This window comes from Kitasatospora sp. NPDC003701, assembly GCF_053587085.1.
This window is the reverse complement of the sequence record NZ_JBSFNM010000038.1, coordinates 22,080-47,712: the sequence shown is the minus strand read 5'-3', so window position 1 is coordinate 47,712 and position 25,633 is coordinate 22,080. Positions and strand designations below refer to the sequence as shown.

At 73.8% G+C, this 25,633-nt stretch carries 18 protein-coding genes; 3 read left to right on the top strand and 15 right to left on the bottom strand.

Going from position 1 to position 25,633, the window contains the following annotated elements; translation table 11 throughout:
• Positions 1–510: 510 nt before the first annotated feature.
• On the bottom strand, positions 511–1,923 hold the full coding sequence (gene proS / locus ACWDRR_RS29165) for a proline--tRNA ligase (protein WP_449775231.1): 1,413 nt from the start codon (positions 1,921–1,923) through the stop codon (positions 511–513).
• Between the two features lie 276 nt (positions 1,924–2,199).
• Here proS and ACWDRR_RS29160 point away from each other — a divergent pair, with 276 nt between their 5' ends.
• Positions 2,200–3,024 carry a class I SAM-dependent methyltransferase gene (locus ACWDRR_RS29160; RefSeq protein WP_449775230.1) on the top strand — a complete coding sequence of 275 codons (825 nt, stop codon included), beginning with the start codon at positions 2,200–2,202 and terminating at the stop codon, positions 3,022–3,024.
• Positions 3,025–3,160: 136 nt separating this feature from the next.
• On the opposite strand, the gene ftsH is transcribed toward ACWDRR_RS29160, so the two are convergent.
• The 7 genes from ftsH to nsdA form a co-directional block, all read right to left on the bottom strand.
• Positions 3,161–5,080: an ATP-dependent zinc metalloprotease FtsH gene (gene ftsH / locus ACWDRR_RS29155; protein WP_449775229.1), complete on the bottom strand. Its 1,920-nt coding sequence runs from the start codon at positions 5,078–5,080 to the stop codon at positions 3,161–3,163.
• Between the two features lie 197 nt (positions 5,081–5,277).
• Entirely contained in the window at positions 5,278–5,820 is a 543-nt protein-coding gene (locus ACWDRR_RS29150; RefSeq protein ID WP_449775228.1) for a GNAT family N-acetyltransferase, read from the bottom strand.
• A 97-nt stretch (positions 5,821–5,917) separates the two neighbouring features.
• Entirely contained in the window at positions 5,918–7,483 is a 1,566-nt protein-coding gene (ffh, locus tag ACWDRR_RS29145; protein ID WP_449775258.1) for a signal recognition particle protein, read from the bottom strand.
• A 209-nt stretch (positions 7,484–7,692) separates the two neighbouring features.
• A complete protein-coding gene (locus ACWDRR_RS29140; RefSeq protein ID WP_449775227.1) occupies positions 7,693–10,206 on the bottom strand; it encodes a [protein-PII] uridylyltransferase in 2,514 nt (837 codons plus the stop codon).
• A 168-nt stretch (positions 10,207–10,374) separates the two neighbouring features.
• The gene (locus ACWDRR_RS29135) at positions 10,375–10,713 is read right to left on the bottom strand and encodes a P-II family nitrogen regulator (protein WP_329489763.1); all 339 of its coding nucleotides are present in this window, start codon (positions 10,711–10,713) and stop codon (positions 10,375–10,377) included.
• The gene (locus ACWDRR_RS29130; protein ID WP_449775226.1) at positions 10,713–12,080 is read right to left on the bottom strand and encodes an ammonium transporter; all 1,368 of its coding nucleotides are present in this window, start codon (positions 12,078–12,080) and stop codon (positions 10,713–10,715) included. The genes ACWDRR_RS29135 and ACWDRR_RS29130 overlap by 1 nt, the downstream gene beginning before the upstream one ends.
• A gap of 296 nt (positions 12,081–12,376) precedes the next feature.
• Positions 12,377–13,831, bottom strand: coding sequence for a transcriptional repressor NsdA (gene nsdA, locus ACWDRR_RS29125; RefSeq protein WP_449775225.1), 1,455 nt, complete (start codon positions 13,829–13,831; stop codon positions 12,377–12,379).
• A 634-nt stretch (positions 13,832–14,465) separates the two neighbouring features.
• On the opposite strand from nsdA, the gene ACWDRR_RS29120 reads away from it, so the two are divergent.
• Entirely contained in the window at positions 14,466–15,140 is a 675-nt protein-coding gene (locus tag ACWDRR_RS29120; protein WP_449775224.1) for a bifunctional DNA primase/polymerase, read from the top strand.
• A gap of 201 nt (positions 15,141–15,341) precedes the next feature.
• On the opposite strand, the gene ftsY is transcribed toward ACWDRR_RS29120, so the two are convergent.
• The 6 genes from ftsY to ACWDRR_RS29090 all read right to left on the bottom strand — a co-directional run bounded on the left by ftsY (position 15,342) and on the right by ACWDRR_RS29090 (position 23,427).
• Entirely contained in the window at positions 15,342–16,550 is a 1,209-nt protein-coding gene (ftsY, locus tag ACWDRR_RS29115) for a signal recognition particle-docking protein FtsY (RefSeq protein ID WP_449775223.1), read from the bottom strand.
• A gap of 47 nt (positions 16,551–16,597) precedes the next feature.
• Positions 16,598–20,296, bottom strand: a complete 3,699-nt coding sequence (locus ACWDRR_RS29110) for a chromosome segregation SMC family protein (protein WP_449775222.1) — start codon at positions 20,294–20,296, stop codon at positions 16,598–16,600.
• A 177-nt stretch (positions 20,297–20,473) separates the two neighbouring features.
• Positions 20,474–20,677, bottom strand: a complete 204-nt coding sequence (locus ACWDRR_RS29105) for a hypothetical protein (RefSeq protein ID WP_030243474.1) — start codon at positions 20,675–20,677, stop codon at positions 20,474–20,476.
• A 422-nt stretch (positions 20,678–21,099) separates the two neighbouring features.
• A complete protein-coding gene (locus ACWDRR_RS29100) occupies positions 21,100–21,399 on the bottom strand; it encodes an acylphosphatase (RefSeq protein ID WP_449775221.1) in 300 nt (99 codons plus the stop codon).
• A 35-nt stretch (positions 21,400–21,434) separates the two neighbouring features.
• Positions 21,435–21,932, bottom strand: coding sequence for a winged helix-turn-helix transcriptional regulator (locus ACWDRR_RS29095; RefSeq protein ID WP_449775220.1), 498 nt, complete (start codon positions 21,930–21,932; stop codon positions 21,435–21,437).
• Positions 21,933–22,074: 142 nt separating this feature from the next.
• On the bottom strand, positions 22,075–23,427 hold the full coding sequence (locus ACWDRR_RS29090) for a hypothetical protein (RefSeq protein WP_449775219.1): 1,353 nt from the start codon (positions 23,425–23,427) through the stop codon (positions 22,075–22,077).
• 305 nt (positions 23,428–23,732) lie between these two features.
• Here ACWDRR_RS29090 and ACWDRR_RS29085 point away from each other — a divergent pair, with 305 nt between their 5' ends.
• Positions 23,733–24,653: a hypothetical protein gene (locus tag ACWDRR_RS29085; protein WP_449775218.1), complete on the top strand. Its 921-nt coding sequence runs from the start codon at positions 23,733–23,735 to the stop codon at positions 24,651–24,653.
• 38 nt (positions 24,654–24,691) lie between these two features.
• Here the strand turns inward: ACWDRR_RS29085 and mutM are convergent, their stop codons facing one another.
• Entirely contained in the window at positions 24,692–25,585 is an 894-nt protein-coding gene (mutM, locus tag ACWDRR_RS29080; RefSeq protein ID WP_449775217.1) for a bifunctional DNA-formamidopyrimidine glycosylase/DNA-(apurinic or apyrimidinic site) lyase, read from the bottom strand.
• Between the last annotated feature and the right edge of the window lie 48 nt (positions 25,586–25,633).

The window sequence follows — 25,633 nt, the reverse complement described above, 5'->3', positions numbered from 1 at the left end:
TTCCCAGGAAACTCTCAGGAATGTACGAGCCCGCGCGAAATGCGCGTTCCGGATCTGACGCAAGACCAACCCCCTGCCGGTTTGGGCCCGTCGCAGCTCGGCGGGCCTCGTCATTTCCGTCCGGGGGACGGGCTGTCGCCCCCAGGACGTACGGCCCGCGGTCCTGTCGAGTTGACAGGGCCACGGGCCGTACACCGTACCGCTATTCCGTTAATACCGGCAGTTGACCGGCCAGTAGGGATGTCGACTGGTGAGACGGACCCCGGACGGTTACCGCCGTAATTCCCGACGACGGTTGTCGGCCGGATGTCCGACGGATGTCCGACGGTTGTCGGGCAGCTGCCGGATCATTGCCGCCGGCCGCCAGTAATCGCCAGCAATCGCCAGTACCTGTCGGTTTCCGACACCGACGACCACCGGCATCCGCCGAGGTGTCCGCCGTGCCGGACATCCCTCCGTGCGCCGCCGCCGGCGCGCCACTGTCGGCGCACCGGCGGATGCACGCGCCGGTCAGTAGGCGCGCGCGACGATCGCGATGTTGCCGTCCTGGTCGTCCGTCTGCGGCACCGAGCCGTCGGCGGCGACGATGCAGCGCACCGAGACGCCCTGCTCGGCCAGCTTGGCCTCGCCCTCCGGGCCCAGCTCGGCCCAGGAGATCCGGCCCCAGCCGGTGGCGGCGGCCTCGACGGCCTCGTCGAGGTTGGTCACGTCGACCGTGCGGGCCTCGCGGCGCTCGCGGGACTGGCGCAGCAGCAGCGCCTGGTCCTCCTCCAGGACATCCGGGAGCAGCTCGGCCAGCGCGTCGATCGAGACCGGCTCCTTGCCGCCGGGGATCCGGCGGGCCAGCATCGCGGTGCCGTTCTCCAGGTCGCGCGGGCCGACCTCGATGCGCAGCGGCACGCCCTTGAGCTCCCAGTCCACGGCGCGGCGGCCGAACGGGGTGTCGGTGCGGTCGTCGACGACCACCCGGATGCCGACGGCCTCCAGCCGGGCGCCGATCTCGCGCACCTTGGCGATGACCGCGTCGTCGCCCTTGATGGCGAGGACGACGGCCTGGACGGCGGCCAGGCGCGGGGGCACCCGCAGGCCGTTGTCGTCGCCGTGGGACATGATCAGGCCGCCGACCATGCGGGTCGAGACGCCCCAGGAGGTCTGCCAGACGTACTCGCGCTCGGCACCCTGGAGCTGGTAGGTGGTGTTGAACGCCTTGGCGAAGTTCTGGCCCAGCTCGTGGCTGGTGCCCATCTGCAGCGCCTTGCCGTCGCCCATCATGCCCTCGAGGGTGAGGGTGTTGATCGCGCCGGCGAAGCGCTCCTTGGCGGTCTTGCGGCCGAGCACGACGTCGATGCCGAGCACGTTGGTCATGAAGTCGCCGTAGACCTGGGTGTGGATCATCGAGGCGTACTCGCGGGCGTCCTCGTACGTGGCGTGGGCGGTGTGGCCCTCCTGCCAGAGGAACTCGGTGGTGCGCAGGAACACCCGCGGGCGCAGCTCCCAGCGGACCACGTTGGCCCACTGGTTGATCAGCAGGGGCAGGTCGCGGTGGCTCTGCACCCACTTCGAGAAGTACTCGTTGATGATGGTCTCGGAGGTGGGCCGGACGACGACGGGCTCGTCCAGCTGCTTGCCGCCACCGTGGGTGACGACGGCGAGCTCGGGGGCGAAGCCCTCGACGTGCTCCGCTTCCTTGGTCAGGTACGACTGCGGGATGAACATCGGGAAGTAGGCGTTCTGCGCGCCTGCCTTCTTGATGCGGGCGTCCATCTCCTGCTGCATCCGCTCCCACAGGCCGTAGCCGTACGGTCGGATGACCATGGTGCCGCGCACCGGACCGTTGTCGGCCAGTTCGGCCTTGTTGATGAGGTCCTGGTACCAGCGCGGGAAGTCGTCCGCCTGGGGGGTGAGAACGGGTGCCTTTGCCATGGGGCGAATGGTACGGGGCCAAGGGGCCTGACTTCGAATCCGTTCCGCGGAACCCGTTCGCCCGCAAGCCGTCCCTGTCCCGCCCGGGCCGCGACGGCGCCCGGCCGTCGCGGCGGCCGCGGGGCGCCCCGGCTCCGCCAGGGGGCGCACGACCGCGACACGCGCGCACCACCCTGCACCCCTCTGGACGCCGCGCCCGAGCCGCTGTTCGCTGGAGTGGGGCGGGACTTTGGGGGAGCCGTAGCAGCACACCGAAGGACCGGATGGGAGGCCGCGATGGCTTCAGCTCGAACGACCGGCACGACCGTACGACCCGCAGGCGCACAACCGCACGACCGGCAGTCCGCGAACGCGTGGCCCGCGCGGGCGCGCGACTGGGCGGAGATCCAGGAACGCATGCTGGTACCGCTCTACGAGGCGGTCTACGACCGGCTGGAGGTCGGCCCGGCGACCAGCGTGCTGGGCATGGGCTGCCGCTCCGGCCTGGCACTGCTGCTGGCCGCCGGGCGGGGCGCCCAGGTCGCCGGCCTGGAGCCGCACGACGAGCTGCGCGAGCTGGCGAGGGACCGTCGGCTGCAGGTGGGCGCGGGTGCCCGGCCGGCGGCGGACGTCCCCCGCTCGGCCTATTCGCTGGTCACCGTTTTCGAGCAGTTGCCGGGGGCCTGCGATCCGCAGCGCGTGGTGGCCGAGGCGGCCCGGCTGACGCTTCGGGGCGGGCACGTGGTGCTGGCCGCCTGGGGCCCGCCGGAGCGCTGCGAGAGCGCGTCCGTCCTGGACGTGGCCCGGCGGATGGCCGGGCGCACCACCGCGCGCGACCCGTTCGGGCTGAGCACGCCCGGCGCCCTGGAGGACCTGCTCGCACCGGCCCGCCTGCGCCCGGCCGGCAGTGGCCGGGTGAGCTGCCCGTTCGCCTATCCGGACCTGGACAGCGCGGTGCGCGGGCTGCTCTCCACCGGCCTGTACGACGCGGCGGCGGAGTTCTCCGGGCTGTCGCTGGTGGCGAAGGAGCTGGAGGAGGCACTGCATCCGTACCTGCGCCCGGACGGCTCCGTCCGGATGGAGAACGTCTTCCGGTACCTGGTCGCCGATCAGCCCCGGTGACCGGGACGGTCCCGGCCACCGCCCGGTCCCGGTCACGGCATGATCCCGGCACCCGGACGGCCCGGCGGCCCCCGGCGGGCCGAAGACACCCGGCGGGGGCGCCCGCAGTCGTCGCGGACGCCCCCGTTCGGCCGGATCACGCCTGGTCGAGCGCCTTCCGGGGCACCCCGGCGGCCCGGTAGGCCGCCTCCTCGTCCAGCGTCTCGCCGTCCAGCAGCGCCGCCGCCAGCGCGTCCAGCCGGGCCCGCTGCTCGGTCAGCAGCCGCACCGCCTCCTCGTAGCACTCGGCGACGATCCGCCGGGCCTCCTCGTCGACCGCGTCCAGCGTGGTCGGCGCGGCGGAGAGCCCGTACGCGCCCTGCGGGTCGGAGGGGACGGCGGTGAGCCGGCCGACCCGCTCGCTCATGCCCCAGCGGCCGGCCATCCCGCGGGCGATGTTGGTGACCTGCTCCAGGTCGCTCTCCGCACCGGTGGTGATCACGCCGTAGACCACCTGTTCGGCGGCCATCCCGCCGAGTGCGCCGATGATCCGGCCGCGCAGGTAGGGCTCGGTGTACGAGTAGCGGTCGGTCTCGGGGGTGGACAGGGTGACGCCGAGGGCGCGGCCGCGCGGCACGATGGTGATCTTGCGGACCGGGTCGGCGCCCGGCTGGAGCATGCCGAGCAGGGCGTGGCCGCTCTCGTGGTACGCCGTGCGCTCCCGCTCGGCCTGCGGCATGACCAGCGGCCGGACGGCGCCCAGCTGGACCTTCTCCAGCGCGTCGGAGAGGTCGCGCTCGTTCACCGCGTCCTGCTTGCGCTTGACGGCCAGCAGGGCGGCCTCGTTGACCAGGTTGGCCAGCTCGGCGCCGGTCATCCCGGGGGTGACCTTGGCCAGCTGGTGGAGATCGGTGTCCCCGGCGAGCGGGACGGTCCGGGTGTGGATGCGCAGGATGGCCGCGCGGCCGTCGCGGTCCGGCGGGCTGACGGTGATCCGCCGGTCGAACCGGCCGGGCCGCAGCAGGGCCGGGTCCAGCACGTCCGCGCGGTTGGTGGCGGCGATGACGATGACGCCCTCGGAACCGGTGAAGCCGTCCATCTCGGTGAGGATCTGGTTGAGCGTCTGCTCGCGCTCGTCGTGGCCGCCCATCCCGCCGCCGCCACCGCGCTGGCGGCCGATGGTGTCGATCTCGTCGATGAAGACGATCGCGGGGGCGACCTTGCGGGCCTCCGCGAACAGCTCCCGGACCCTGCTGGCGCCGACGCCGACGATCATCTCGATGAACTCCGAGGCGGAGGCGGAGAAGAACGGCACGTCGGCCTCGCCGGCGACGGCCCGGGCGAGCAGGGTCTTCCCGGTGCCGGGCGGGCCGGCGAGCAGCACACCGCGCGGCATCTTGGCACCGAGCCTGCGGTACTGCTGCGGGTTCTTCAGGAAGTCGACCACCTCGGCGAGTTCGGCCTCGACCTCGTCGATGCCGGCCACGTCGGCGAAGGTGGTGCGCTTGCCCGGCTCGGCGGTGATCGGCTTGGGCGGGGCCTTGCGGCCGAGCGCGCCGGCGCCCGTGCCACCGGCCATCCGGCGGGCGAGCAGCACCCAGATCAGGACCAGCAGCAGCATCGGGGCGAGCGAGATCAGCAGGTTGGCGAGGAAGCTGCGCTGCTGGACCACCGGCTTGGCGGTGACCTCGACGCCCTGTTGCTGGAGGGTGGTCCAGAGGCTGTCGCCGGCGAAGGACGGGCGCTGGGTGTCGAACTCCGTGTAGTCGCCCTTGCCTCCGTCCGGCTTGGGCGCCGCGCTCTTGAGGGTGCCCTCGATGGAGTCGCCCTTGGAGTAGATCTTGGTGACGTTGCCGTTGTTCAGCTGGTTGTTGAACTCGGTGTAGGAGATCGTGGTCGCGCCGGCGCTGCCGAAGAAGGACAGCAGCAGGTCGGTGATCAGGAACACCGCGAGGGCGGTGAGCACGAGGCCCGTCCAGCCACCGGGCATCTTGCGGCGGGGAGACGGCGGGGGTGGAGCGCCCTCGGAGCGCCAGGGCTGGTCGGGGGTCTGGCGCGGCGGCACGGGATCGGTCACCCGTCGGACAATACGGACATTCACTCGGGCGATACAGCCGAAACGCCGCGCCCCCGAGCCCCTCCCGACGCGGCCGCGAAGCCGCGGAGCGCCGGGTCCAGGGGTGCAGCGACACACAAAGACACAGGGACACAGGGACACAGGGCCCACCCGCACCCCACCCACGCCCGGGCACCCGGGCACCCGGCCTCCCGCTCCTACTCCCCCGGCCCGGGCCACTCCTCGGAGGTCAGCGCGAATCGCTCGTGGTCCCGCCAGGCCCCGGCCAGGAACAGCATCCGGGGCGTGTACCCCTCGTGCCGGAACCCCAGCCGCTTCGCCAGCCCGATCGAACGCCCGTTGTCCGGCTGCACGTTGATCTCCAGCCGGTGCAGGCCGAGGCCGCCGGCCGCCTGCGGGGCGAAGCAGCGGTCCACCACCAGCCGCATGCCCTCGGTCATCCGGCCGGTCCCGGCGAACGGCAGGTACGAGTCGTAGCCGAGCGCGCCGTTGCAGAACCGGCCCATCACGATGTTGGCGACGTTCACCTTGCCGACCAGCCCGCCGGTGGCCTGATCGATGATCAGGAAGGTGCGCAGACCGCCGCCCTGGCGCTCCAGGAGGTCGCGAAGACCGTTCGGCTCGACCGGGTTCCACCGCCCGATGTGCTCGGCGGACCGGCGGACCGCTTCGGCGTACACAACCTCGTCCTCGGCCCGCGGGGCCCTGATCGTCACTCTCACCCCACCATCATCGGACATGGATACGGCCCGCCGCCCGGGATGTACCGGGGCGGCGGGCCGTACACGTGCCCGACGACGCACCGGCCGGGAGGCCGGACGCGCGGGGCGGGCGGACCTACAGCAGGTCCTTGAACTCCTTGGGCAGTTCGAAGTCGGACGGGCCCTTGCCCGCGCCCAGGCCGAACGCGCCGCCCTGGGCCGGAGCCTGGCCGGCGCCCGGGCCGAGTGCGCGGCGCTCGGCGGCCGCGGCCTCCTCCTGGGCCCGCTTCAGCGGGTTGCCGCTCTTGCGCTTGCCCTTGGCGGCCGGGGCCTTCTTGGCGGACTTCTTCGAGCCGCCGCCCATGCCCGGGATGCCCGGCATGCCGGGGATGCCCTTGCCGGAGGCCATCGCCGACATCATCTTGCGGGCGTCGAAGAACCGCTCGACCAGGTTGTTGACCTCGCCGACCTGGACACCCGAACCCTTGGCGATGCGCAGCCGGCGCGAGCCGTTGATGATCTTCGGGTCGGTCCGCTCGGCCGGGGTCATCGACTTGATGATGGCGCCGACGCGGTCGACGTCCTTGTCGTCGATGTTGTTGATCTGCTCGCGGATCTGGCCCATCCCGGGCAGCATGCCCAGCAACTTGGAGATCGAGCCCATCTTCCGGACCTGCTCCAGCTGGTCCAGGAAGTCGTCGAGCGTGAAGTCCTTGCCGCCGCCCTGCAGCTTGGAGGCGATCTTCTCGGCCTCGGCCTGGGAGAAGGTCTGCTCGGCCTTCTCGATCAGCGAGAGCATGTCGCCCATGCCGAGGATGCGCGAGGCCATCCGGTCCGGGTGGAAGGCGTCGAAGTCGTCGACCTTCTCGCCGTTGGAGGCGAACATGATCTGCCGGCCGGTGACGTGCGCCACCGACAGGGCGGCACCGCCGCGGGCGTCGCCGTCGAGCTTGGAGAGCACCACACCGGTGAAGTCGACACCGTCGAGGAAGGCCTGCGCGGTGGTGACCGCGTCCTGGCCGATCATCGCGTCGACGACGAACAGGACCTCGTCCGGGTCGACCGCGGCCCGGATGTCGGCGGCCTGCTGCATCAGCTCGGCGTCGATGCCCAGTCGGCCGGCGGTGTCGACGACGACGACGTCGTACTGCTTCTGCTTGGCGTACTCGATCGAGTCGCGGGCGACCTGCACCGGGTCGCCGACGCCGTTGCCCGGCTGCGGGCCGTAGAAGGCCACGCCGGCGCGGTCCGCGACCACCTGGAGCTGGTTGACGGCGTTGGGGCGCTGGAGGTCGCAGGCGACCAGCAGCGGGGTGTGCTTCTGCTGCTTCAGCCAGTGGCCGAGCTTGCCCGCGAGGGTGGTCTTGCCGGCGCCCTGGAGGCCGGCGAGCATGATCACCGTCGGGCCGTTCTTGGCGAACTTCACCCGGCGGGTCTCGCCACCGAGGATGGCGATGAGCTCCTCGTTGACGATCTTGATGATCTGCTGGGCGGGGTTCAGCGCGCCGGAGACCTCCGCGCCGAGGGCCCGCTCCTTGACCTGCTTGATGAAGGCCCGCACGACCGGCAGCGCGACGTCCGCCTCCAGCAGCGCGATGCGGATCTCGCGGGTGGTGGCGTCGATGTCCGCCTCGCTGAGGCGGCCCTTGCCCCGGAGGTTCTTGAACGTCGCTGCGAGGCGATCGGAAAGGGTGTCGAACACGTCGTCGCGGGTCCTCTGCGGCATCGGGATCAGTACGGTCGTCGCCCCCAAGGGTATCCGGCCGCCCTGGCAACGGTCTCCACCCCCGGGCGAACCGGCCCGGGGGCGCTCCGACGGGGCGGCTCCGACGGGCCGCTCCGGCCGGGCGGGCCGTCCGGAACGACCGGTCCGCCCGCCCCCGACCGACCGCCCGCCCCGGCGGGGCGGTGTCAGCCCAGCGCCGCCCGGACGGCCGCCGCCACCTCCCCCGCCCGCTGGGCGGAGAGCGGCCGCCCGGCCTGGTCGGTCAGGTAGAAGGAGTCCACCGCCTCGGCGCCCAGCGTGCTGACGTGCGCCGTCCGGACCCGGACGCCGGCGCCGTCCAGCGCCCGCCCGATCCGGTGCAACAGACCGGGGGCGTCGTGGGCGCGCACCTCCAGCACGGTCGCGGTGGCCGAGGCCACCGCGGGCGCCACCGCGACCAGCGGCGGCGGGGTGGGGATGCCGCGCCGGCGCGGGGCGGCCGCGTCGCGCTCGGCGAGCCGGCGCGAGACGTCCAGCGAGCCGTCCAGCGCCCGGCGCAGGTCGGCCCGGAGCCGGGCCGCCTCCGGCAGCTCACCGAACTCGGCGGCCACCGTCCAGGACAGCAGCAGCACCGGGCCGACGCCGATCGGGTCCAGCTCGCGCAGGCCCGCCGAGCGGACGGTCAGCCGGTGCAGGGCCAGCACCCCGGCGACCGTGCCGAGCAGGCCCGGCCGGTCGGGTACGGCGAGGGTCAGCCGCACGCCCATCGGTTCGGTGCCCGGCTCGTCCACCTCGGCCTGGGCCAGCAGGGAGAGCGCCGGACCGGCCGTCCGCGCGGCCTCGACGGCGAGCCGCTCCTGTTCCGCGGTCGGCGCCGCCTCCCCCGCGTGGGACCCCCACCCTCCCGGGGCCGGCGGCGGGTACGCGCCGGCCAGCTGAGCGGCGGCCCTTGCCGCCAGGCCGTCCACCAGCGAGGCCCGCCAGCGGCTCCAGGCGGCCGGGCCGGTGGCGGTCGCGTCGGCCTCGGTCAGCGCGTGCAGCAGCTCCAGCTGGGGCAGGGTGGCGACCACCTTGGTGATCGCCTCCACGGTGGCGGGGTCGTCCGGATCCCGCCGGGTCGCGGTGTCCACCAGGGTCAGGTGGTGGCGGACCAGCACGGCCAGGGTCTCGACGGACTCGTGGTCGAAGCCCATCCGGACGGCCACGTCGCGGACGATCACCTCGCCCGCCTCACTGTGGTCGCCGGGCCAGCCCTTGCCGATGTCGTGCAGCAGGGCCGCGACCAGCAGGAGGTCCGGCCGGGCCACCCGGCGGGTCATCGCGGCGGCCCGCACGGCCGTCTCCACCAGGTGCCGGTCGACCGTCCAGCGGTGCACCGCGTTGCGCTGCGGCCGGCAGCGGACGCGCTCCCAGTCCGGCAGCAGCCGGGTGATCAGCCCCTCCGCCTCCAGCGCCTCCCAGACCGGCAGACAGGCCTCGCCGGCGCCGAGCAGGGTGACCAGCTGCTCGCGCGCCTCGTCCGGCCAGGGCACCGGCAGCGGGCGGCACTCGGCGGCCAGCCGGCGCACCGTGGCGTAGGAGATGGTGAGCCCGTTCTGGGCCGCCGCGGCCGCGGCGCGCAGCGGCAGCACCGGGTCGGCGGCCGGGCGGGCGCCCTGGGCCAGCACCGCCTCGCCGTCCTGCTCGACCACGCCCTCGGCGAGCGGGCGGCGCTGGACGGCGCCGCGGGCCACCGCGCCCGCGCCCCGCCCGGTGCCGGTGAACGGGAAGGAGAGCCGGGAGGAGCGCCGGCCCCGGGTGGTGCGGGCGGCCAGCACCCGGTCCACCGCCCGCCAGGTGACGTCGCTCGCGTAGGCGATGGTCCGCGCGGCCTCGTACACCTGGCGCAGCAGGGTGTCGGCGTCCAGCACGCCGAGCCGTTCGGCGACCTGGTCCTGGTCCTGCAGGCTGAGCCGCTCGGTGGCCCGGCCGGTGACCAGGTGCAGCGCGTCCCGGACGTCGGACAGCCGCAGCGCGGCGGCGTCCAGGCCGTCGCGCGGGGCGTCGGCCAGCCAGGTGGCGGCGATCGCGTTCAACGCGACCGTGTCGCGCAGGCCGCCGCGGGCCTCCTTGAGGTCCGGCTCCAGCAGGAAGGAGAGCTCGCCGTGGCGCTCGGCCCGCTCGCGGCCGAGTTCGCGCAGCTCGGGGAGGCGGTTCGGGGCGCCGGCGCGCCAGTCGGCGAGGACGGCGGAGCGCAGCCCGGCGGTGAGCGCCTGGTCGCCGGCGATGTGCCGGGCGTCGAGGAGGCCGAGCTGGGCCTTGAGGTCGGCGGCGGCGACGCTCCGGGCCTCGGCGGGGGTGCGGACGGAGTGGTCGAGGGAGGCGCCGGCGTCCCAGACCGGGTACCAGACGCGTTCGGGCAGCTCCGGGTCGAGCGGGCCGTCGTGCAGCAGCAGGACGTCGAGGTCGCTGCGCGGGGAGAGCTCACCGCGCCCGTAGCCGCCGACCGCGACCAGGGCGACGCCGGCGGGGGCGCCGGCCGCCGCGAGCAGGCCGGCCAGCCAGTCGTCGGTGAGCGCGGCCAGCGCGGTGCGGCGGGCGGCGCCGACGAGACCGGGCGTGTCCAGCAGCCGGGCGCGGGCGGTGCCGTAGTCGGGCGGGCCGTCGCCGCCGGCCGAACGGCCGGAGGAGGTCCCGGGCCCGGCGGCGGGCCGGGAGGGCGGGTCGGGCTGCGTGGTCATACGGGGTCCCCGTCCGTCGTCGTCCGGTTGAGCGAAGAGCGCTGATTCGAGCGAGGAACGCCGATTCGAGCGAAGAGCGCTGATACGCCGTCAGCGGACCCGCGACCACGGGGTGGTCGCGGGCCCGCCTGCGGGATCGTGCTGAATGCTAGAGGGAGGGGGTCCCGGTCAGAGGGCGTCGGGGCCGCGCTCACCGGTCCGGACCCGGACGGCGGTCTCGACCGGAACGCTCCAGACCTTGCCGTCGCCGATCTTGCCGGTCCGGGCGGCCTTCACCAGGACGTCGATCAGCTGATCCGCGTCGTCGTCCTCGACCAGGACCTCGATTCTGACCTTGGGCACCAGGTCCACGGTGTACTCCGCGCCCCGGTAGACCTCGGTGTGGCCGCGCTGCCGGCCGTAGCCACTGGCCTCGGTGACGGTCAGGCCGTGCACGCCGAAGGCCTGCAGGGCGGCCTTCACGTCGTCCAGGCGGTGCGGCTTGATGACTGCGGTGATGAGCTTCATCAGGCGTCGACCTCGGTCTTCTCGGCGTTCTTGCCCGCGGTCCTGGCGGCGGTCGCGGGGGTGGACTCGGCGACCACGGCGACCGCCGGGGCGGGGGTGATCCTGGCCGGACCGGCGCCCAGCGCGCTGAAGTCGTAGGCGGACTCGGCGTGCTCGGCCTGGTCGATACCGGCGACCTCGACGTCCTCGGCGACCCGGAACCCGACCGTGCTGTCGATCGCCTTGGCCAGCAGCCAGGAGAGGACGAAGGAGTAGGCGCCGACCACGGCCACGCCCATCGCCTGCTTGCCGAGCTGCTCCAGGCCTCCGCCGTAGAACAGGCCCTTGGCGGTCTGGCCGACGGTGCCGGTGGCGAAGAGCCCGACCAGCAGCGAGCCGATGGCGCCGCCGACCGCGTGCACACCGACCACGTCGAGCGAGTCGTCGAAGCCGAAGCGGTACTTGAGGCTGATCGCCGCGGCGCAGACGGCGCCGGCGATCAGGCCGATCGCGACCGCGCCGAGCGGGCTGACCGAGCCGCAGGCGGGGGTGATGGCGACCAGACCGGCCACCGCGCCGGAGGCGGCGCCCAGCGTGGTGAACGCGCCGTGCCGCAGCTTCTCGTAGATCAGCCAGCCGATCAGCGCGGCCGCCGTGGCCACCTGGGTGTTGATCAGGGCCATCGCGGCGACGCCGTTGGCGGCCAGTGCCGAGCCGGCGTTGAAGCCGAACCAGCCGAACCAGAGCAGCCCGGAGCCGAGCATCACCAGCGGCAGGCTGTGCGGGCGCATCGGGTCCTTCCGGAAGCCGACCCGCTTGCCCAGCACCAGGCAGAGCGCCAGGCCCGCGACACCGGCGTTGATGTGCACCGCGGTGCCGCCGGCGAAGTCGATCACGCCGTTGCGGTCGCCGAGCCAGCCGCCGTTGCCGCCGTCGAAGAAGAAGACCCAGTGCGCGACCGGGAAGTAGACGACGGTCACCCAGAGTGCGATGAACAGACCCCAGGCGGTGAACTTGGCACGGTCCGCGACGGCCCCGCTGATCAGCGCCGGGGTGATGATCGCGAACATCAGCTGGAAGGCGGAGAACGCGGTGACCGGAATCGTCCCGGTCAGGTCGTTCAGTCCGATGCCGCGCATCCCGAGGAAGTCCAGGTTGCCGATCAGCCCGGCGCCGGCGTCGGGGCCGAAGCTGAGCGAGTACCCGTAGAGGACCCAGAGCACGCTGACGATGCCCAGCGAGAGGAAGCTCATCGCCAGCATGTTGAGTGTGCTCTTGGCCCTGACCATGCCCCCGTAGAAGAAGGCCAGACCCGGGGTCATCACCATGACCAGGGCCGCGCAAATGAGCACGAAGGCGGTATCGCCCGCGCTGAAGCCGTCCGGCATCGGCGTCTCCTCATGAATGGAAGCCGCTCCACACCCGGGATACCTGTCCCGTGCCACCCGGGGTGTCGGCGATGTGAAGGAGAGTGCCGAAGGCGGGTTTCGGCCGATGCGGCCCGGTGTTTCGCGACCGTGACGACGACGACGCGCGGGTTACGCCTACGTGAACCACGGCCGTGCCGCCGGGTGCGATGGGTTACCGTACCGCCGCGCAGCACGAGGAGTGCCGGAAACACCACCGACCGTGGCGGCGGCGGCCGTCACGGTCGGTGGGGGCTGGGGAGGTGCGTCGGCGCAGGTCAGACCACCGAGACGTACTCCGGGATGTCCTGGACCACCCGCTCCTTGAGCCGGCTGATCGCGTCCACGCCGCCGTACCGCGCGGAGGCGGCCTCGGTGGTCTTGCGCACCCGGGAGTTGAGCCGCTCCGAGCGCACCTTGGTGGCGATGTCCACCGCCTGCTCGGCCATCACCACGGCCTGCTCCGGCTCCCGCTGCAGCAGGTGCACGCTGGCCATGCCGATCAGGTTGAAGGCGTACGAGCGGACGTGGTCGCCGTCCTGGCGGAAGAGGTCGACCGCCCGCTCCATGACCGGGGCGGACATCGAGGCGTACAGCTCGGCCCGGTCGGAGTGGTAGGCGAGGTCGCGGAAGGAGTGGGCGTTCTCGGCGTTCAGCTCGGCCGGCGAGAAGAACTTCAGCCAGTCCGGGTCGCCGTCGCCCTCGCGGATGTCGGTGAAGGTGTCCTCGGCCAGCCGGACCGCCCGGGCGCAGCGGTTCACCTCGCCGATGGTGGCGTACGCGCGCGCCTCCATCGCGTACAGCAGGGACTGCTGGCGCGGGGTGGCGGTGTCGCGGCTGCCGTACTGGGCGAGGTGGATCAGCTCCAGGGCGTCCTCGCCGCGGTTGAGGTGGATCATCTGGCGGCTCATGTCGGTGAGGATCAGCGCACCGAACGGGCGGTCGCCGGCCTCCTTGGCGGCGTGCAGCGCCAGCACGTAGTACTTCTGCGCGCTGGGGTGCATGCCCACGTCGTAGGACATCCAGCCGGCCAGGTGGGCCAGCTCGGCGGTGAGCCGGAACAGCCGCCTGGTGGTCTGCTCGGGGTAGGTCTCCTGGAGCAGGTCGGTGACCTCGTGGAGCTGGCCGACGACGGCCTTGCGGCGCAGCCCGCCGCCGTTCTGCGCGTCCCACTGCCGGAACATGACGGTGGTCTGCTCCAGCAGTTCCAGCTCGGGCTCGGAGAGCCGGCCGGTGAACGGCTCGCCGCCGTTGGCCGCGGTCAGGATCGGGGTGGGGGTGCCGTTCGGGCCGGGGGCGAGCCAGCGCTGCATCGGCTCGATCAGCGCGGCGCCGGCCGTCAGGGCGAGCGAAGTGCCCAGGAAGCCTCGCCGGTTGAGCATCAGATCGCTGCGCGAGTAGTCGCTGATCAGCTGGACGGTCTGCGGCGCGCTCCACGGCAGGTCGACGCCGCCGCCCACGGTGGAGACCGGGATGGCGGCCCGCAGCCCGAGGTCCTCGATGGAGACCACGGAGCCGAAGCGTTCGGAGAACAACTCCGACATGATCTTGGGGATCGGCTCGCGGGGCTGCTCCCCGTCGAGCCAGCGCCGCACCCGCGAGGTGTCGGTGGACACGTGGTGGGCGCCGATCTGGCGGGCCCGGCGGTTGACCTGGCGGGCCAGTTCGCCCTTGGACCAGCCGCTGCGGGCGAACCACGTGGTCAGCTTCTCATTGGGTTGCTTCTCTGCCATGGGAACGTCCCCATCCCGCCCGGCCCCTGCTGCGGGGCCCCCGATCGTGACCGCCCGACGGTTGCGGGCTCTTGCCAGACGTGCTGCTTCTTCCGTACCCGAGGTGCTGTCGAGACCGCTTGCCGGACCACTCGTCGCACTGGTGTGCCATCCTCGCGGACGAGGCGTCAGATTCCCCAACTCCCGCCCCCACAGGGCCGGAAGCGGACTCCCCGACGATGTCTGCGTGCTGAACGTAATGCCCCGCGCGGGGTCCGGGGGAGCGGCCCTGGCGAAACGCCACCTTTCGCCACCCCCAGGAGTGAACCGATCCAAGTCCGCACACGCTTCACTGGATAGTCCCGGCGGTCCGGCATATGCGGGCCGCCAAGTCCGCACCGGTACCACCGTCCCTCACCTGCAACCCACAGCAGCCCCAGGCGAGTTTGCCGCCCACTCCGGTCGACGGCCGCCTCGCGCAGACGACGATCCGGCATCGGCACCGCCCCCCACAAGGCGGCGCCCGAGGCACAGCACCGCAATAGGCGCACGCCACGCGCTGCGCGCCGCCACCGCACCACGCACCACGCAACGGACAATCAACACAAAGTCACCATCCCGTAACCATCGGCAACGAGAACCTGTTGGGGGAGGCATGGACAACCTGTTCGGCGAACTTCGACTGGGGCACCTGCGGTTGGCCCCGCTGGGCGCGCGCCGCCGCACCCGGGTGACCGCGTCCCGGGCGGCCGCGGAGTACACCGGTCGCTGGGGCTGGGCGGTCACCGTCGGTAACCTGGCCGGCCCGGCCACCACCGCGGCCCGCTGCCACTGCGGCGCCACCCACTGCGCCGCGCCCGGTCTGCACCCCGCCCCCGGCGGCTCGCCGGCGGCCCGCACCGAGACGGACGTCTCCGTCCTGTTCCCCACCGGCCGCGCCTTCGACGTCCTGGACGTCCCCGAGCAGGCCGGTCTCCAGGCACTGGTCCGGCTGGAGCGGATGGGCACCCAGGTCGGCCCGGTGCTGGCCTCGCCCACCGGCCGGCTGCAGTTCCTGGTCGCCGCCGGCACCGCCCTGCGGCTGCCCGACCTGCTGTACCGGATGGGCTGGGACGACGCCGCGCTCGACCTCACCTGCCACGGCGAGGGCAGCTACGTCGCCGCGCCGCCCACCGTGCTCGGCGGCCTGGGACCGGTCCGCTGGCTGCGCCGGCCCACCCGCGACAACGCCGGCTGCCCGCCCGAGGCCCGGCTGCTGCTCGGCACCCTCGCCTACGCCTGCCACCGCGGCCGCGAGCGCAGCGCCGAGCCCGCCTGGCTCGCCTCGTAGTTCGCCCGCTCGCCTCCGAGCCGCTCCGAGCCGCTCCGACCCGGCGCCGACGATCGGCGCCGGCTCGCTCCCTCCCCTTCCGCACCGGCGCGACCCGTCGGCGCGCGGCGGGGCGGTCGCGCGGCGGGGCGGGCGGTGCTCGGCCGGAACGCCGAAGGGCCCGCCCCTCACGGAGCGGACCCTTCATCGGGAGGGCGGGGGTCAGTCCCCGATCAGCGCGTCCACGAACGCACCCGGCTCGAACGGCGCCAGGTCGTCGGCGCCCTCGCCGAGCCCGATCAGCTTGACCGGGACACCCAGCTCCCGCTGCACCGCGACCACGATGCCGCCCTTGGCGGTGCCGTCCAGCTTGGTCAGCACGATGCCGGTGATGTCGACCACCTCGGCGAAGACCCGGGCCTGGATCAGACCGTTCTGACCGGTGGTGGCGTCCAGCACCAGCAGCACCTCGTCCACCGGACCGTGCTTCTCCACGACCCGCTTGACCTTGCCCAGCTCGTCCATCAGGCCGGTCTTGGTGTGCAGCCGGCCGGCGGTGTCGACCAGCACGGTGTCGGCGCCCTCGGCGATGCCCTCCTTGACCGCGTCGAACGCGACCGAGGCCGGGTCGCCGCCCTCGGGGCCGCGGACGGTCCGCGCGCCGACCCGCTCGCCCCAGGTCTGCAGCTGGTCGGCGGCGGCGGCACGGAAGGTGTCGGCCGCGCCGAGCACCACCGTGCGGCCGTCGGCGACCAGCACCCGGGCCAGCTTGCCGGTGGTGGTGGTCTTGCCGACGCCGTTGACGCCGACCACCAGGACGACGGCCGGGCCGTCCTCGTGCTTGGTGGAGCGCACCGTGCGGTCGGCGTCCTTGCCGATCAGCTCGACGAGCTCCTCGCGCAGCAGGGTGCGCAGCTCGTCCGGGGTGCGGGTGCCGAGCACCTTCACCCGGGTGCGCAGCCGCTCGACCAGCTCCTGGGTGGGGGCCACGCCGACGTCCGCGGTCAGCAGGGTGTCCTCGATCTCCTCCCAGGTGTCCTCGTCGAGGTGCTCGCGGGAGAGCAGCGAGAGCAGCCCCTTGCCGAGCGAGTTCTGCGAGCGGGAGAGCCGGGAGCGGAGCCGGACCAGCCGGCCGGCGGTGGGCTCGGGGACTTCGAGGGCCGGGACCTGCTCGGCCTCGACCGCCTCGACCGTCTCGGGGACGGCCTCGGCCTCGGGGAGCTCGACCTCCTCGACGGTGCGACGGGGCTCCTCGGTCGGCGGCGCGGCCTCCTCGCCGACCTGGGGCTCTTGCGGGGTCTTGGGCGCCGTGATGACCGGCGCCTGCGACTTCGGGGGGAGCTGCTGGCGTCGTCTGCCGGAAACGACGAGGCCCGCGATCGCGCCGACGGCGACCACGGCGATGACTACGGCAAGGATCACGTATTCCATAACCCGTCCAGTATCCGTGACGGCGGCGCGGACGGACCGCAGGCGGACTAGGCAGAAACGGTACGGCTCGCCGGGGGGCGCTCCCGGAGCCCCTCGGCGGCCCGGCGACCGGGGGGTGTTCCCTCGCGCAGCCGCTGGCTGATCACCTGGGAGATGCCGTCGCCCTTCATGGTCACGCCGTAGAGGGCGTCGGCGGACTCCATGGTCAGCTTCTGGTGGGTGATCACGATCAGCTGGGAGCTCTCCCTCAGCTCCTCCATGATCCCGACCAGCCGGCGCAGGTTGGTCTCGTCCAGCGCCGCCTCCACCTCGTCCATCACGTAGAACGGGCTGGGCCGGGCCTTGAAGATCGACACCAGCAGCGCCACCGCGGTCAGCGAGCGCTCCCCGCCGGAGAGCAGCGAGAGCCGCTTGACCTTCTTGCCCGGCGGCCGGGCCTCCACCTCGACCCCGGTGGTCAGCATATTGTCCGGATCGGTCAGCACCAGCCGGCCCTCCCCGCCGGGGAAGAGCCGCGAGAAGACGCCCTCGAACTGGGCGGCGGTGTCGTGGTACGCGGAGGTGAACAGCTGCTCGACCCGCTCGTCCACGTCCTTGACGATGTCGAGCAGGTCCCGCCGGCTCCGCTTGAGGTCGTCCAGTTGCTCGCCGAGGAAGGTGTGCCGCTCCTCCAGCGCCGCGAACTCCTCCAACGCCAGCGGGTTCACCTTGCCGAGCTGCTGGTAGGCCTTCTCCGCCGTCCGGAGCCGCTTCTCCTGCTCGGCCCGGACGTACGGGCGCGGCTCGCCGGGCTCCTGGCCCTCTTCGTGCGGCGGCGGCGGGACGAGCCGGTCCGGCCCGTACGAGGCGAGCAGCTCACCGCCCTCGATGCCGAACTCCTCCAGCGCCCGGGCCTCCAACTGCTCGATCCGCAGCCGCTTCTCGGCGCGCAGCACCTCGTCCCGGTGGCCGGCGTCGACCAGCTTGTCCAGCTCGGCCTTGAGTTCGCGGCCGTGCTCGCGGTGCTCCCGCAGCTGCGCCTCGCGCTCGGCGCGCGCCTGCTCGACGGCGACCCGCCCGGCGTCCGCGCGGGCCAGCGACACCTCCAGACAGGCCAGCAGCTGCCGGGCGCCGGCCGTGACGGCGTTCGCCACCCGGGCGTCGTGCTCGGCACGCAGCCGGCGCTCGGCGGCGCGGGCGCGCGCCTCGCGCTCGGCGCGGGCGGCCCGGTCCAGCTGGTCCGCCCGGCCGGTGAGCGCGCGGACCCGCTCCTCGTGCGTCCGCACGGCGAGCCGGGCCTCCAGCTCGGCCTGCCGGGCGCCGGCGGCGGCCCCGGTCAGCCGCTGCTGCTCGGCCGCGTCGGGTTCGTCCTCCCCCGCGTCGGCCGACTCCTCGGCGGCCGCGAGCCGTTCGGCCAGCTCCTCGGCGGCGGCCAGCAGATCGGCCAGCCCCTGCTCGGCACGGGCGGCGGCCGCGGTGAGCCGTTCGGCCTCGCCGGCGGCGGCCCGGGACTGGCCGCCGAGCCGGCCGAGCGCGCCCGCCACCTCGGCCCGCTCCCGCTCCGCCTTCCGCCGGGTGGTGGCCAGTTGCTCCAGCTCGGCGGCCGACTCCGCCCGCAGCTCGGCGAGTTCGGCCAGCCGTTCGGCCGACTCCGCGCAGCGGACGTCCAGTTCACCGATCGCCCGGGCCGTCTCGTCCACCACCGCCTGGGTCTCCAGCAGGCTCGGCGCACCGCCCGCGCCGCCGTACGCGAAGCCCGCGCCGAGCCGGTCCCCCTCGGCGGTGACGGCGGTCAGCGACGGGTGCTCCGCCACCAGCCGGACCGCCTCGTCGAGCGGACCGACCACCACGATCCCCGCCAGCAGGGCCCGCACGGCCGGGAGCAACGGGGCCGGGCCGTCGACCAGTTCGGCGGCCCGGCGGGCACCGGGCGGCAACTCCGGCCCCGGCCCCGGCACGGACGATGCAGGCACGGACGGCCCCGGCGCAGGGGTCTCGCGCACGAACGGTTCCGACCCGCACTGCTCCGGCACGCCTGGCTCCGGCGCGCCCGCGATGAGCAGCGCGGCCCGGCCGGCGTCCTCGGCGCGCAGCAGCCGCAGCGCCTCGGCCGCGGTGGCGGGCGAGTCGACCGCCACCGCGTCGGCCGCCGCGCCGAACGCCGCCGCCACGGCGGTCTCGTGTCCGGCTTCGATCCGCAGCAGCGCGGCCGCCGGGCCGAGCAGCCCGGCCAGCCGGTCCCCGGCCGCCAGCAGCGCGCCGCTGCCGTCCTTGCGGCGCAGCCCGAGGGACAGCGCCTCGTGCCGCGCGGTCAGCCCGGCCCGCTCGCGCTCGGCGGCGCCGGCGGCCTCGCGCGCGGCGGCCAGATCGTGTTCGACGGCGGCGAGCCGCGCGCGGGCGGCCTCGTGCGCGGCGTCGGCCCGTTCGTCGTCCCCCGCCAGCGCGTCGACCTGGTCCCGTAGCTCCTCGTACGCGGCCCGGGCGGCCTCGGCCCGCAGCAGGGCCTCGTCCCCGGCCTCGGTGAGCCGACCGATCTCCGCCTGGGCGGCCGCCGCCTTGGACCGGGCGGCCCCGGCCTGCCCCTGCAGCCGGGCCAGCCCCTCACGGCGGTCCGCGATGGCCCGGGCGGCGTCCTTCAGCCGCCGTTCCTCCGCGGCGAGTTCACGTTCCAGTTCACCCCTGGACTCGACCGCCTCGGCGAGCGCGTACCGGGCCTCCTCCAGGGCCTCGCCCAGCGCGGCCTCCTCCTCCCGGACGTGCTCGGCCTCCCGCTCCAGCTCCTCCGGATCCCGGCCGCGCCGCTCCTCGACCGCTCCCCCGGCGGCCGCGTGCCGCGCCCTGGCCTCGGCGAGCCCGACGGTGCCGCGGGTCCGCTCGGCCAGGGCGGAGAGCCGGTACCAGGTCTGCCGGGCCGCCTCCAGGCTCGGGCCGAGCTGCTGGACCTGCGCCTCCAGGACGGCCTCCCGCTGGATCGCCCGGGCCAGCTCCTGCTCGACGGTGGAGCGGCGCAGCTTCAGCGCCAACTCGTCGGCGACCTCGGCCTCGACGGCCGTGCGCAGGGCGAGCAGGTCGTCGGCGAGCAGCCGGAGCCGGGCGTCGCGCAGCTCGGCCTGGATGCCGGCGGCGCGGCGGGCGATCTTCGCCTGCCGGCCGAGCGGTCCGAGCTGGCGGCGCAGTTCGGCGACCAGGTCCTGCACCCGGTTGAGGTTGACCTGCATCGCGTCCAGTTTCCGCAGCGCCTTCTCCTTGCGCTTGCGGTGCTTGAGCACGCCGGCCGCCTCCTCGATGAAGGCGCGGCGGCCCATCGGGTCGGCGTGCAGCACGGAGTCGAGCTGTCCCTGCCCGACGATGACGTGCATCTCGCGGCCGATGCCGGAGTCGGAGAGCAGCTCCTGGATGTCCAGCAGCCGGCAGGTGTCGCCGTTGAGCGCGTACTCGCTGCCACCGTTGCGGAACATCGTCCGGGTGATGGTCACCTCGGCGTACTCGATCGGCAGCGCGCCGTCGGAGTTGTCGATGGTGAGGCTGACCTCGGCGCGGCCGAGCGGGGCGCGCCCGCTCGTCCCGGCGAAGATGACGTCCTCCATCTTGCCGCCGCGCAGCGACTTGGCGCCCTGCTCCCCCATCACCCAGGAGAGCGCGTCGACGACGTTGGACTTGCCGGAGCCGTTGGGGCCGACCACGCAGGTGATCCCGGGCTCGAACCGCAGGGTGGTGGCGGAGGCGAACGACTTGAACCCGCGCAGCGTCAGACTCTTCAGGTGCACGCGCCGGTCTCCTCGTCGCTCGCCAGGGCCCCAGCGGCGACTGTATCCGGCCGGACCGGCGGCGACGGCGTCCGGACACGACGAAGGGACGCCACACAGGGCGTCCCTTGCAAGCTGCGTCCCTTATCGGGGCGGCTCAGTGCACAACGGCGTCGATCTGCGAGGACCGGGCGGGACTCAGGTGAGAGCCGGCTCCCGCTGATCCAGGTCGATGCTGTTGAGCAGCGAGTGCTCGTCAGCGACAGCGGTGAGCGCGTCGTTCTCAGCCTGCATCCGAAGGAGCTCGGACTCAAGATCCTGGACGCGCTGCTGAAGCCGTCGCATCTCGGAGAGCATTCGCGGGTCGGGGCCGCCGACGTACCCGAGAAGCGCCTTTGCCATGATGAATGGTCCTCCACGCTGAGTGACCGAACCGGAACGGTACAGGTCTAGGGGGAAGGGGGACGCACGCGCGGCGCGCCTCCGGCAGTGCTGGCTGGGCACTACGGCACAACCATCGTGAGCTGGGCTCCCGAGGGCGTGCGCCTACCGGGTAAACGCGGTCGTGTGCGCGGGTTTCCAGCGTCTCACCAAAGACGGAAAGGGTCAACACGATCACCGCACGCTACCGCGCCCCTGTCACCTGCCTGGCGGTGTGGTCACACCAGGTGGTCTCGGGCCGGTCCACCGCCTGCTCGTGGATCATCGTTCGATGCGGAGTCAACCACGAGTCTGCCCAGATGGCAACCGTATGACACCGAAGGCCGCCGATCGTTTCACGGGAACGGGCCCCGGCCCGGCCACCACGGCCTGCGACCCCCCGCTCAGCGGATCTCGAAGCCCGGGTAGCCGGCGCCGACGGCCGTCCAGATCTCGGTCACCCCGGTGACGCGGCCGGGCGTGTCCGGCCCGCGCAGCAGGGCCAGCAGCTCTTCGCAGTCGGCGGCGAGCCCCTCGGCCACCACCTGCACCCGGCCGTCGCCGAGGTTGCTCGCGTAGCCGGCCAGACCGATCTCCAACGCCCGCGCCCTGGTCCACCAGCGGAAGCCGACCTGCTGGACCTTGCCCCGCACCCAGGCGGTCACCCGGACCGGTTCATCACTGTGTGCGTCGCGACCGTGCATGGCCCCGACCCTATCCGGCCCGGTCACGGCCTGCGCTACGGCGCCGTGGGGCCCTCCGCGGTCCAGCCCGGGCTGTGGATCTCCATCCGGAGGTCCGTGCGCCGGCCCGCTTCGCCACAGGTGCGGCAGACCCAGGCCGGGTCGAAGGGGTGCGGCTCGTGCCCGTCGGGGGCGTGTTCGAGGGTCACCGGCGGCTCGGGGAGCAGCCAGCGGTCACCCCAGCCGAGCAGGGCCTGGGTGAGCGGGGCGAGATCGCGGCCCGCCTCGGTCAGGTGGTACTCGTAGCGCGGCGGCCGCTCGCTGTAGGCGCGGCGCTCGACCACGCCCGCCTCCTCCAGCGCGCGCAGCCGGGCGGTGAGCCGGTCGCGCGGGGCGCCGGTGTTGCGGGCGATCCGGTCGAAGCGGTGGTTGCCGTAGAACAGCTCGCGGACGGCGAGCAGGGCCCACTTCTCGCCGACCACGTGGAGCGCGGCGGCGATCGAGCAGGGCCGGCCGGGGAGGGCGGGCGGGGCCGAAGGCGTGTGGGAGGTCACACAGCCAGCCTGCCACACAGGGTTGCGTTCTCAAACCCGATCGGCGAGGCCCCCCGCCCCGTTCCGGTACGGACCGCGAACGGCACCGCGGCCCCGCCCTCCGAGGGCGGGGCCGCGGGCCCGGGTCGTCGTGTCGGCGGGGTCAGAAGCCGCCGCCGAAGTCGCCGCCGCCCCCGAAGTCGCCCCCTCCGCCGCCGCCGTCGAATCCGCCGCCGAAGTCACCGGAGTCGAAGTCTCCGCCGGAGAAGTCGCCGCCCTCGTACGCGGAGCCGTCGGAGCCGAGGTCCGCCCCGTAGGCCGGGGAGCTCATCATCGAGCCGAGCATGGTGCCGACCAGCAGGCCCGGCAGCAGCCCGCCGCCGTAGCCGCCGAAGTACCCGCCCGCCCACGGGCCGTACGCCGGGCCGGCGTTCCAGTACGGCTGCGGGCCGTGCTCGGTCGGCACGGTCCGGATCTCCGGGTCCTGCCCGGTGGCCAGCCGGTCGGCGTCCGCCCGGCAGACCGGGACGGTACGCGCCGCACCGCCGGCCGGGGCCCAGTCGGCGTCCTGCACCGACGGTCCGTGCCGCGGGTCGAAGAAGCACGGCGGACGCCGCTCCGGCAGCGGCCGCCGCTCGCGCCGGGCGTCCAGCGTGGCCAGGGCGAACCTGCCGTCCTCCAGCGCCTCGGTGACCGGCTTGACGTCCTCCGGCCCCTTGGCCTCGTCCATGCTGCGCTTGGCCCGCTCGTAGGAGTCGAGGGCGTGCGCGTAGTCGGTGCGCTGGACGTCATCGGCGTCCGGGGAGCCCGGGTTGAAGTCGAGCCGGTCCAGCTCCTCGCCGAAGGCGGTGATGTCCTCGTCCACCACCCGGCGCAGCTGCGCCAGTTCGGCCCGGCGCCGCTCCGCCTTGCGCTTCTTCGAGCGGCGGAAGAGCAGGAGGACGCCGGTGCCGGCCAGCGCCAGCAGGGCCAGCGGGACGACGACCGCCGCCGTGGAGACGCCACCGGCGGTGCTGTTCACCCCGTGGCCCTTGACCTGGGGTGCGGCGGTGTCGACGAAGTCGTTCAGGGTCGCGGCGATGTCGCCGGGGTGCGAGCGCGCGGACGCGCCCGCGATCCGCTCGGCGCTCCCGGTCGGCAGCGCGGCCTTGTCGGAGCCGGCCCGGAACTGGTCACCGCGCCAGACGCCGTAGGTGCCGACGATGCCGACCTTGGTGCGCAGGTCCGGGAGCACCGTGTTCGCGCCGTACGGGTCGGCATCCGGGACCACCGCGATGAAGATCGGCTTGCCGGTCTTGCGAATCTTCTCGGTCAGGTCATCGGCCTGGCTCTGGCTGAACCGGCCGGTCATCGCCGGGTCGACGTACACCTGGCCCTGCTTGAGCGCGGCGGCCGCGTCGTCCAGCCCGCCGGCCGCGGAGGCCGCCGGGGCCAGCAGGAGCAGCAGCCCGAGCAGCACCGCCACCAGGGCCGTCGGCCCGGCGCCCCGGGAACGTCGTCGAGCAAGGGTTCTCATGCCATCGACGCTACGCCTCCGGGCGCGTCGGCAGGGCATCCCCGCCGCGTAGGCGTGGCCCCGCGCACCCCCACCGACCGCCGGGGTCGTTCCCCTCCTCGGGGATGATGTTTCCCCGGGCCGCCCCTGAGGCCGGCCCGCGACGGGAACCCGGCCACCGGCCCGGTCGTCCGTCCCGGCGGGCACCGGGCAGTCGCACGGCGGTCCCGGGGCGATCGGACCCTCCCCCGCGACCAGGCATAGTGGTGGCCGGACCTGGGTCCCCCTGCCTTCTCCTGACCTCTTCTCCCGATCGGAGCAACTGGGTGTTCATCGGCCTCGTCACCGCCGTGGCGGCCTCCGCCTGCTACGGCACCGGTTCGGTCCTGCAGGCCGTCGGATCACGCCGCTCCGCCCGGGAGGAGGCCGCCGCCGGGGGCGGCTCGGCCGGGGTCACCGCGCACGGCGGGCCCAGTCTCGCCTCCACCGCGAAGGCCGCCGTCACCTGGGAGTTCATCCTGGGCACGGTCCTCGACTTCATCGGTTTCGGACTCGGCGCGCTGGCCGCGCGGCTGCTGCCGCTGTTCCTCTCCCAGACGATCATCAGCGCCAACCTGGTGATCACCGCGGTGCTGAGCATCAAGCTGCTCGGCATCCGGCTCAAGCAGCTGGAGTGGGCGTCGATCGGCGTGCTCTGCTCGGCGCTGGTGCTGCTGGCCGTCTCGGCCGGGCCGGAGGGCGGCCACCACGCGGCGATGGCCTTCCACTGGTGGCTGCTGCTGATCACCACCGTGCTGCTGGTCGGCGGCGGGCTGCTGGTGCGGCGGATGGGCGCCAACGGCGCGATCGTCGCCGGTCTGCTCTCCGGCCTCGGCTTCGGCGCGCTCGGCGTCGGCGTGCGGATCCTCAACGGGGTCGAGCCGTTCGAGCTCGGCGCCCTGCTCTCCGACCCGGCCCTGTACGCGATCCTGGTCGGCGGCATCGGCGGCATGTACGTGCACACCGTGGCCCTGCAGATCGGCTCGGTGAACGGCGCGACGGCCGCCCTGGTGGTCGGCGAGACGGTGCTGCCCGGGGCCGTCGGCGTGCTCTGGCTCGGCGACTCCTCCAAGGACGGCCTGGCCTGGCTCGGCGTGGCCGGCTTCGTGCTCGCGGTGGTCTCGGCGGTCGGCGTCGCCTACTACGGCCAGGACACCCACGGCCCGGCCGGGTCGGACCACCCGCAGCCCGAACTCACCAAGCGGTAGCTGCTGCCCGGCCGGGGCCGGACAGCACCCGGCGGGCGTCAGCCCGCGCTGCGCGCCCGGGGGACGCGCTGGCAGCGGGGGCAGAAGTAGCTGGAGCGGTTCATCCAGGCGGCGCGGCGGATCGGGGTGCCGCAGCGGCGGCAGGGCTCGTCCTCGCGGCCGTAGGCGTCGAGGTCGCGGGAGAAGTAGCCGCTCTCGCCGTTCACGTTGACGTAGAGGCTGTCGAAGCTGGTGCCGCCGACGGCGAGGGCGGCCGTCATCACGTCCCGCGCGTGGGCCAGCAGGACGGCGGCCTGCGGGCGGGTGAGCGAGCCGGTCGGGCGCTCGTAGTGCAGCCTGGAGCGCCAGAGCGCCTCGTCCGCGTAGATGTTGCCGACCCCGCTGATCAGGGTCTGGTCCAGCAGCGCCCGCTTGACCGTGGTGCGCCTGGCCCGCAGCGCGGCCACGAAGGCGGCGTCGTCGAAGCGCGGGTCGAGCGGGTCCCGGGCGATGTGCGCGATGGAGAGGGGCGTGCCCTCCGGGTCGCCCTCCTCGGCCTCCTCGACGGCCAGCCCGCCGAAGGTCCGCTGGTCGACGAAGCGCAGCTCGCGCCCGCCGTCGGTGAACCGCAGCCGCACCCGCAGGTGCTTCTCGTCGGGCACCGACGGGTCCTGGACGAGCAGTTGGCCGCTCATCCCGAGGTGGCCGATCAGCGAGAACCCGCCGGCCGGCCCGTCGGCGGCGGCAGCGGAGAGCGGGACCCAGAGGTACTTGCCGCGGCGCTGCGCGGCGCCGAGCGTGGTGCCGGTCAGCCGCGCGGTGAAGTCGGCCGCGCCGGCCGGCTGACGGCGCACCGCGCGCGGGTGCAGCACGTCGACGGCGGCGACGGTCCGCCCCGCGACCCAGTTCGCCAGACCTCGGCGGACGACCTCTACCTCGGGGAGTTCGGGCACGGCAACAAGCCTCCAGCGACAGGGATCTGCAGGAGGAAGGCTACTGCG